The sequence below is a fragment of the Anaerococcus obesiensis ph10 genome (assembly GCF_000311745.1).
Taxonomy (GTDB): domain Bacteria; phylum Bacillota; class Clostridia; order Tissierellales; family Peptoniphilaceae; genus Anaerococcus; species Anaerococcus vaginalis.
This window is the reverse complement of record NZ_HE978532.1, coordinates 249,592-256,400: the sequence shown is the minus strand read 5'-3', so window position 1 is coordinate 256,400 and position 6,809 is coordinate 249,592. Positions and strand designations below refer to the sequence as shown.

At 30.0% G+C, this 6,809-nt stretch carries 6 protein-coding genes and 4 pseudogenes; 9 read left to right on the top strand and 1 reads right to left on the bottom strand.

What is annotated here, in order from left to right; genetic code table 11:
- The 8 genes and pseudogenes from HGAG_RS10845 to HGAG_RS07255 form a co-directional block, all read left to right on the top strand.
- A pseudogene (locus tag HGAG_RS10845) lies at positions 1–241 on the top strand (DNA-binding protein); the annotation flags it as partial.
- A gap of 371 nt (positions 242–612) precedes the next feature.
- Positions 613–777, top strand: a complete 165-nt coding sequence (locus HGAG_RS07285) for a helix-turn-helix domain-containing protein (RefSeq protein ID WP_004835609.1) — start codon at positions 613–615, stop codon at positions 775–777.
- Between the two features lie 20 nt (positions 778–797).
- Positions 798–1,496 (top strand): response regulator transcription factor, encoded by a 699-nt coding sequence (locus HGAG_RS07280; protein ID WP_004835594.1) that lies wholly within the window; start codon positions 798–800, stop codon positions 1,494–1,496.
- 3 nt (positions 1,497–1,499) lie between these two features.
- Positions 1,500–2,408 (top strand): sensor histidine kinase, encoded by a 909-nt coding sequence (locus HGAG_RS07275; protein WP_019118536.1) that lies wholly within the window; start codon positions 1,500–1,502, stop codon positions 2,406–2,408.
- Positions 2,409–2,527: 119 nt separating this feature from the next.
- Positions 2,528–3,295, top strand: coding sequence for an ABC transporter permease (locus HGAG_RS07270; protein WP_019118535.1), 768 nt, complete (start codon positions 2,528–2,530; stop codon positions 3,293–3,295).
- Between the two features lie 14 nt (positions 3,296–3,309).
- Positions 3,310–4,232, top strand: a pseudogene (locus HGAG_RS10840) (ABC transporter ATP-binding protein).
- On the top strand, positions 4,225–4,956 hold the full coding sequence (locus HGAG_RS07260) for an ABC transporter permease (RefSeq protein WP_019118534.1): 732 nt from the start codon (positions 4,225–4,227) through the stop codon (positions 4,954–4,956). Before HGAG_RS10840 ends, HGAG_RS07260 begins: the two are co-directional and overlap by 8 nt.
- Positions 4,957–5,709 carry an ABC transporter permease gene (locus HGAG_RS07255; RefSeq protein ID WP_007891103.1) on the top strand — a complete coding sequence of 251 codons (753 nt, stop codon included), beginning with the start codon at positions 4,957–4,959 and terminating at the stop codon, positions 5,707–5,709.
- Positions 5,710–5,753: 44 nt separating this feature from the next.
- Here HGAG_RS07255 and HGAG_RS10835 read toward each other — a convergent pair.
- Positions 5,754–6,557 (bottom strand): annotated as a pseudogene (locus tag HGAG_RS10835) (relaxase/mobilization nuclease domain-containing protein); the annotation flags it as partial.
- A 26-nt stretch (positions 6,558–6,583) separates the two neighbouring features.
- Here HGAG_RS10835 and HGAG_RS10830 point away from each other — a divergent pair.
- Positions 6,584–6,809, top strand: a pseudogene (locus tag HGAG_RS10830) (DNA-binding protein); the annotation flags it as partial.

The following is a 6,809-nucleotide window of genomic DNA, read 5'->3' as shown; positions in this document are numbered from 1 at the left end:
GAACTTAAAACAAGGAGATTTTGTTAAAATATTTGGTCAAGTAAAAACAAGCATTGACAACAACGGAAAGGAACATAAGAATGTCCGTATTTTGTTTTATAAGCTTTTAAAAGCAAAAGAACAAATGAAAGGACAAGAAAAAAAGAAAGAGTCTGTGCTTGGAGAAATCAAAAAATATCAGACTGAAGATAAGGGAAAGCCTAAAGAAAAGAAAGAAACATCAAAAGAAGCTGAAAGATAAACTTATGGTCGGTGTGGTCTTAGTACTGCACCGACTCTTTTTTTGTTTGGAGGAAAAAAGAGGAGAGAACACTATCTCTCCATATCCTTGCCCATATAAATTCCTAGTTTTTTCGTATCCTGTAAAGATCGTCCATTGTTTTTTTGAGGAAGAATACTCTCGCATAAGGGTATTCTTTTTTTGTTCAGTTTATTAAATCTGTATAAAGACAAAATGTAAAAAATGGTTGTAAACAATCTTTTAAAAATCAAATAAAAATTGAATATAATCAATAAAAGTGATATAATTACTCCGAAAATCGTTACAAAGAAAAGAGGATTAGTATGGCATTGAATTATAAACCATTATGGATACTATTGGCGAAGAAAAGTTTGAAGAAAACAGATGTAATAGTTATGGCAGGGATTACCACTAATGTTATGGCACAGATGGGAAAAAATAAGCCTATAACACTTAAAAACTTAGAAAAAATATGTAAGTCTTTAGATTGTACACCGAATGATGTATTTTCCTTTGATGATAATTATATTGAATAAGAAGTATGGAGTTATGAGATATGAGAGAGATAATAATTATAGATGATGATATTGCATTATGTAATTTAATTAAAAAGTGTTTAAGTACTGATGGATATTCTGTTGATATTGCCAATAATGGATTAGACGGATATAAGAAAATACGAAATGCAAATAATTTGTGTCTGATTTTATTAGATATTATGCTTCCTGATTTTGATGGGTTTCAAGTTCTGGAGATGATAAGGGAAGAATGCACTATTCCGGTTTTAATGCTGACTGCGAAGTCTGATGATGATTCAAAAATTTATGGACTTAAACAAGGTGCTGATGACTATTTGACAAAGCCATTTAATATAAATGAACTTAAGGCAAGAGTTGAAGCTATGGTTCGTAGATATATAGATTTCAATCAGAAAAGCACAGACCAGTCTGATATACTCACAATAGATGGTATGCAAATAGATAAGGAAAATAGAATTGTAAAAATAAGTGATAATAACATAGAATTAACAAATAAAGAATTTGATTTATTGTATTTTCTTGCGTCTAATAAAGGGAGGATTTTTACAAAAAAACAAATATATACGAATGTTTGGGAAGAAGATTATCTTTTTGATGATAGTAATATCATGTCTTTTATCAGTAAGCTTCGAAAAAAAATAGAGCCTAACCCTGAAGAACCAACTTATATTTTGACAGTTAGGGGCGTGGGTTATCGTTTTAGTAAGGGGGTATGATATATGGATGTAAAAATCATCATAATCTTATTATTGATATTTGTAATTTTTTGTTTGTTAAAAAAAATTACCAACATAAAAAAAGAAATAAACAGTATTCAGGAAGTACTCGTTGATATAAAAAATGGTGATTACAATCGCAGAATTTTAATTAAGAAAAATGAAACTACAGAAAAGATCTGTCATGATATAAATGAGATAACTCTACAAAGTCAGAACAAGCTAATAGAACAAAAGCAGTCAGAACAGGCGTATAAATCGCTTATGACAAGTTTGTCTCATGATGTGAAAACTCCTTTAGCATCTATGGTCGGGTATTTGGAAGCAGTGCAAGAGGGAATTGTTACGGGAGATGAGAAGGAAGAATATATAAAAATTTCTTTAAGTAAGGCACATTACTTGAAGGATTTTGTAGAAAAACTCTTTGATTGGGTAAAGTTGGATTCAGGAGAATGGAAGTTTTCTTTTGTAGATAAAGACCTGAATGAATTAACAAGAAATGTGATAAGCGACTGGATTCCTATTTTTGAAGAAAAACATATAAGTTATGAAATTGAAATTCCGGAACAGGAATTCTATATAAAGATAGATGAAAATGCCTATTTTAGGAGCTTAAACAATATTATAAACAATATTATTATTCACAGTAATTGTGATAGAGTACACTTGAAATTAGAAGAATCGGATACAAAAGCTACTTTGATGATTTTAGATAATGGAAATGGTATAAGTGAAAAGGACTTACCATATATATTTGATAGGATGTATCAGGCAGATAGTTCAAGATTAACAAAAGGATCGGGACTTGGCTTATCAATTGCTAAAGAATTGTTAAGAGTGAATAATGCCAAAATAAGGGTAAGTAGTATACCTAACATAAAAACTGTCTTTACTGTGGAGTTTGCAATGTAAGTAGATGATTTAGAAAGCCCCTTTTGGGGCTTTTTTTATTGAAACAAGATAAAAACAAGGGTGTCGCAAGATTATGGCAAGGTTAATCATTTATAATATTTAATGTAAGGAGGTGCGATATGTTCTTGATAAAAGCTGAAATAAAAAAATGGAAGAGAAGTAAAATTTTGATAGGTATTATTATACTAACTGTTATCTTGAATTTGTTTGCAATTGAAAGAGCATTTTCAATTTCAAGAGAAAGTCCTATCATGGATAGTTTTGGAGACTTATATTGTTTAGCGTTTAAGAATATAACTTTTGTGTTCTTGCCAATCGTAATTGGAATGATTTCTACAATGTTATTTTTTGACGAAAGGAAGAATGACACTTTAAAGAATGTACTAATAACTTCGGTTAGTAGATTTGAAGTATTTTTTGCGAAATTTATTTTGATAGAATTACTGACTATATTTTTGATGGTATTAACATATATGTCATCAGTTTTGGGTGCAGTATTAAGTGCCGGATTCGTAGATTTTAATTTAATTACATTAAAAGAGGCAGCAATATTATATATGCTTGCAGCTTTATTAATTCCGATTGCAATGCTTCCGGTAATTTATATTGCTACTTTTTCTAAGAGTTATGTTTTACCTATTTCTATGTGCTTGCTTTATTTAGGAATTGGGATATTTGGAGCTTCGATATTAGTTCATATACATCCGCTTGCAAGTTTATTAGGGGTTTATCAAAATGTATCATCGGCTGCCAAAGAAATGGTAGAAAATAGTATAGGTGGATATTCGTTAAATGCATCGCAGTTTAGTTGTTTGTTACATATTTTAACAATTGGAACACTATTTTTTGTGTTCTCTATAAAATCTATGAAAAGACAAAATTATTAAGGAGAAAAAAGAAAATGAAAAACTATATTATTGAAACAAAGAATTTAACAAAAGTGTATGGAGAACAAAAGGCTGTAAATTCGGTAAATTTACACATTGAAAAAGGTTCTATATACGGGCTATTAGGACGAAATGGAGCAGGAAAGACCACTATTATGAAGATGATACTGGGACTTACTGATATTACGAATGGTGAAGTAAGTGTTTTTAACCAAAATATAAAAGGTAATGAGAAAAAGATTTATCCAAGAATTGGTGCGATTATTGAAACACCCGGATTTTATCCTAATCTTACAGGGACGGAGAATTTGGAAATATTTGCACTGCTTAGAGGAACGGCTTTCCCTGATGCGGTAAAAAATGCTTTAGAAGTAGTTGGCTTACCACATAAAGATAAGAAACTATTCGGAAATTACTCTTTAGGAATGAAGCAGAGACTTGGGATTGCTAATGCAATTTTACATGATCCAGAGGTTTTAATTTTAGATGAACCGACAAATGGCTTAGATCCCATTGGAATAGCGGAAGTTAGAAATTTTATAAAAGATTTAAGTATAAAAAAGGAAAGACAATTTTAATCTCCAGTCATATTTTATCTGAAATAACACTTCTCGCTGATACAGTTGGCATTATAGATAAAGGGGTTCTTTTAGAAGAAAGCAGCATGGAAGAATTAAATAAAAAAAATAGAAAGTATATTATGTTGGAAGTGTCTGATGTATCAAAGACGACTATTGTGTTGGAAAAAGAGTTCGGAATAACCAACTATTCTGTTGATGATAATAATCATGTAAAGATATATAGTCACGGATTAGATATGGCAAAAATTAATAAGTCATTAGTTATGAATGGGATATCGGTGGCTTCATCACAAACCTGTAATGATTCTTTGGAAGATTACTTCAAGAAGATAACCGGAGGAGAGGGAATTGCTTAATTTAGTTAAAGTAGAGTTTCTTAAATTGAAAAGGAAAAATATTGTTTGGATGATGTTTCTGGCAACACTCTTAATGCCATTGCTTGCCACTATATACTTTGGGAATATAGACCTTTCAGACAATGCAATGAAATATTTCAAATGGACAATCTTTAGTTATAATTTATGGCTGATTTTACCAATTATATTAGGAATATTTTCCACAATGATTGTGTCTATGGAGTATGAAAATGACACTTTTAAAGCATTATGGATTGTTCCGATACAAAAGACGAAGCTTTTAATTAGCAAATTTATAATTGTGTTTTTATATACTTTAGTCTTTATGGGTTTATCAATTCTCTTTACACTTCTTTTTGGAAGAATTATTCATCATATAGAGATGGATCATTTTTTGTTGATTTTTCTCATTAGAAAGTGTTTTGAGATTAGTGGACTTTTATCAGTTTCCATGCTGCCTATTTTATCTATCGCATTTTTAACAAAAAAATACATTTTACCGATTTGCATTACGATTGTTTATGCCTTTTCGGGATTTGTAATTTTAATGGTTAATATGTATATACACCCATTATCAAGCTCTACAGCAATTGTTTTGAGGGATGTCCCGGGAATAATATTAAATCAGGATATAAATATATTTTATTCTCTTCTTTGTATAGGGATATGGGTCGTCGGATTTACAATAGTTACAAAATTATTATTGAAAAGGAGAGGATGGTAAATGAAGACACTTTTATTAGCTGAATATAAAAAACTTCACAGATCAAAATTGATATTTTTGCTTGTATTTGCACTCATAATGACTTTGGGAGTTGTTTTTCTTCAAGGACAATTTACATTTAGTGGGGAAAAGTATATAGACACATTTGGATGGTATATTTTACAGGTGCATTCTTTGACCACATATTTTGTCTTGCCAAGTTTGATAGCATTGTTTGGAGGATATATTATTTGTCGTGAGGAACAAGAAGATGTACTGAAATCATTAAGGCTAATACCGATAGACGAGAGTAATATGATTACTGCAAAAATGATAATTACTCTATTAGGTAGTATTTTTGTTTATTTAATACTATTTACGGCATCCTTAATTATAGAAGCGGTATTGCATTTACACGCAGTAAATATGAGTGAAGTAGTTCACTATTTTGTTGTATATGTATTAACTGGAATAAGCGTTTTTATGGTAATATCTCCAATTATTGCACTTATTGGACTTGTTAAAAGGAGCTACTGGATAGCTCTGATTATCGCTGAGATATACTCTTTTGTGGGAATATTTTTTGCCTCAAAGGAAATTTTAAGAGCCATTTATCCAATATCATCTGTGTTTATTTTGTCAGGAGCGTATGAAACATCCATGTTGGAATTTGCGATTAGTGTACTTGTAAATTTTGGTTGTTGCTTTATTTCATATAAAATATTAAAGGGCATGAAAGTTGGCAAAAAGAAAAGAATTAGCAAAAGAATATAGTTGGAAAAATAAGTTGAAAGTAATTTTAAAAAGAGGAGAGGACACTATCTCTCCATCTCCTTATCCATATAAATTCCGTAATTTTTTCGTATCTTATAAAACTCATCCATAGTGGATTTTGAGGAAGAATACTCTTGCATAAGGGTGTTCTTTTTTTCTTGTAATTTATCGAGGTTTGATAGTATTTCTTTTGTGTTTGGCAGTTTTTTATAGTTTTCTAAAATTTCTTTAGCAGCTATTTTGTAGACGGAAAGTTCGCTATAATATTCTTCTGCAAATTGTTTGTCCTCAGGATTTTTCTTGTGGTATTTATATATTTCACGATACTTATTTATAGTATTTATATTTTCCATATCTTGGGATAAACTCTTCATTTCAGTTTCAATTTTCTTTATTTTATCTAACAAGTCTTGTCTATCATCAGCAGATTTTTTGATCAGGTCATCGAGTTGGGTAATTGATTTAATGCCTTGTTCTCTTAATTTAATTATTGAATCAGCCATTGTTTTGATATTGTGTTTTCTTGCCCAAACTTCATAGCCTTTACAAGATTGTGCTTTTTCATTAGTAGATATATCAATAACATTTCCTACACGTTTTTTAATAGGATTAGCTTTGTTTTTAATAGCTAAATCTATTCTTTCTTTGATTTTCTCTTCAGTATAATCTTCTCCGATAGTCTTCGATCTTGTAAATCTTTGCTTATCTTTATGGCGAAAAGCAATATGTTTACCAAACTTAATTTCATAATCAAGAGATTTCATATTTTCTAAAAACTCTTCCCATGAATTAGACATATTTATAATTCTGTCTATATCAAATTGTAGTTTGGATTTCCAAGAATTTCCTCCTTATTTAATACAAGGAGGAAATTATGGGATACAAAGATATTAGAAAAAACTTAGAAGAAATGATGAATGATAATTACAAGGACTTTATAAAAGCACTTGTGAGCATAGAAAAAGGTGTTAATGATAAAAAGGCACTTGAAGAAGTCTATGTTTTATATATGAACAATGACACAACAGGTCTACTAAGTGATGACTTTGACTATATGATTGATGATATGAAAGAACAAGGTAAGATTGTTGAAAATGTCA

What these genes read in the sequence shown, in the direction of transcription:
- HGAG_RS07270 (WP_019118535.1), top strand. Translation starts at nt 2,528, where the DNA reads ATGTTCTTGATAAAAGCTGAAATAAAAAAATGGAAGAGAAGTAAAATT.
- HGAG_RS07275 (WP_019118536.1), top strand. Translation starts at nt 1,500, where the DNA reads ATGGATGTAAAAATCATCATAATCTTATTATTGATATTTGTAATTTTT.
- HGAG_RS07280 (WP_004835594.1), top strand. Translation starts at nt 798, where the DNA reads ATGAGAGAGATAATAATTATAGATGATGATATTGCATTATGTAATTTA.
- HGAG_RS07255 (WP_007891103.1), top strand. Translation starts at nt 4,957, where the DNA reads ATGAAGACACTTTTATTAGCTGAATATAAAAAACTTCACAGATCAAAA.